Raw genomic sequence first — 1567 nt, 5'->3', positions numbered from 1 at the left:
TAAACTGATAGTCAGCAATACCGCATTGGTTTAAACGAATTGCCATCGTATTGGCGGCGGTTTCGCAATCCACTGCCCTTGTAAGATTTAAAGCAACCGCGCCTGATTCGGTTTTATGGACTAATTTTTCGCTCACACCTTTTAGAACTACCGGGAATCCAACCTTCTCAGAAGCTTCAGACACTTCTTCCAAGGCACACGATTTCCCAAGGGGTATGGAGAGACCATATTTGCTAAGAAGTTGTTTGGAATCCCACTCATTAAGTGACTGACTGATTCCATTCAAAGACGAGGCTTTTCTCAGAACGAGGGTATCTGATGGGTTTTGTTTCAGAAGTGCCTGCATTTTCTGGCTGTAAGCAATAAGGCTTGCCAGTGCTGAGACCCCATCCTGAAGCCCTTGAAGCGGAGCAATACCTGCATTAATCAGGCGTTTGCGAATATTTTCAGGAAGCAGCTCGCTGAGGTTACAGATGACAACGGTGGTTTTTTGTACCTCAAGGTGGGCATCAATAAGGGCATCGACGGTAATGTTCCATTCAGTCATGTTCTCACTGCTCTGATCCGGAAAATCAAGCATAAGAATCGAAACATCAAAGTCTCCCGACATCACGGTTTTAAACACTTTAGTGCAGGTTTCTCTGTCTCCCCAGATCGCGGTATTGTAATCAAGAGGGTTGGAGATACTGGCAAACTCTGGCAGCAAACTGTTGAGATCGGCTATTTGGGCTTGGCTGAGCCCGGGTAAGAGAACATCGTGCTTATCCAGACGGTCTGCAAGCATTGTACTGTCGCCACCAGAGCAGGTCAGCGCGCTCACTCTCTGAGTCCGAGGGAGTTTGCAGATCGACGCAATCTTCAACGTCTCCAAAAGCTCAGACAGGGAATACACCCGAATCACCCCTAAGCGTTCAAACATCGCCTGATACATGTCATCTGAACCAGACAAAGAGCTGGTGTGGCTCATGGTCAGCTGGGTTCCAACATCTGATGTGCCCGCCTTGAAGACAATCAGTGGAACCCCTTTTGTCGCGGCCCGGATTGCAACCTTGCTGAAAGCTGAAACGTCTTTAAGACCTTCCAGATAGATCCCAATGGCACGAACCTTGGGATTATCCAACAAAGGGGTCACAAAATCGCAGACGTCCATAACAGCCTGATTTCCGACACTTATCACGTGAGTAAAGGGCACCGAACGTTCGTTCATGGTCAGATTGAGGGCAACATTTCCACTTTGGCTAATGATCGCAACACCGCTGTCGGCATTGTCTCCGCAAACACGATCCGGCCACAGTGTCACACCATTAGTGAAATTCAGCAGACCATAGCAGTTGGGTCCCACTACTGCCATATCGCCAGCCTGACGAACAAGCTCTTCCTGCAGCCGTTCCCCGCGAGATCCTGCTTCTGCAAAACCTGCCGCGTAGCAGACTACGCCTCCGCACCCTTTCAATCGCAGAAGGGAAACAACTTCCACACTCAGTTCTGCATTGACCGAAACAAAAGCAGCATCGGGAGATCCAGGCAGTTCCGAAATCGATCGATAACAAGGAAAACCCGCGACGTC

General features: G+C 49.1%; 1 protein-coding gene. It reads right to left on the bottom strand.

Annotated features, from left to right (window positions below):
- Positions 1–1567: acetate--CoA ligase family protein (locus RH89_RS14875; RefSeq protein WP_004403570.1), on the bottom strand; the 1567-nt coding region annotated here is incomplete at both ends.

The sequence above is a fragment of the Vibrio nigripulchritudo ATCC 27043 genome (assembly GCF_000222685.1).
Lineage (GTDB): Bacteria > Pseudomonadota > Gammaproteobacteria > Enterobacterales > Vibrionaceae > Vibrio > Vibrio nigripulchritudo.
This window is presented reverse-complemented; position numbering and strand designations above follow the sequence as displayed.